The organism is Pseudoflavonifractor sp. MCC625 (assembly GCF_018784545.1).
Lineage (GTDB): Bacteria > Bacillota > Clostridia > Oscillospirales > Oscillospiraceae > Pseudoflavonifractor_A > Pseudoflavonifractor_A gallinarum.
Window position 1 is genome coordinate 1 of the sequence record NZ_WQOJ01000042.1, and the last position, 293, is coordinate 293.

Consider the following 293-nt stretch of genomic DNA (forward strand, 5'->3'; position numbering starts at 1 on the left):
CCAATCCAGACTCCCAGAATGTCCTTCCTGCCATCCATGGTGACACCCAGAACCACATACGCTGCTTTGGTCACGTACCGACGGTCTTCCCGAACCTTGTAGTGAATGGCGTCCATGAACACAAACGGATACACCGGCTCCAGAGAGCGATTCTGCCAGGCTGTGACCTCCGGCATGATCTTTTCACTGATCTTCGTCACCAGCTCCGGAGAGATCTCCACGCCGTACAGCTCCTTGATCTGCTCAGCGATATCCCGCTGGCTCATGCCGCAGGCGTACAGTGCCAGGATCTT

The 293-nt window shown here is 56.0% G+C and carries 1 protein-coding gene; it reads right to left on the reverse strand.

The window, feature by feature from the left end; translation table 11 throughout:
- The coding region (locus tag GPK94_RS13620; protein WP_215656081.1) for a transposase at positions 1-293 on the reverse strand (293 nt) is incomplete at both ends.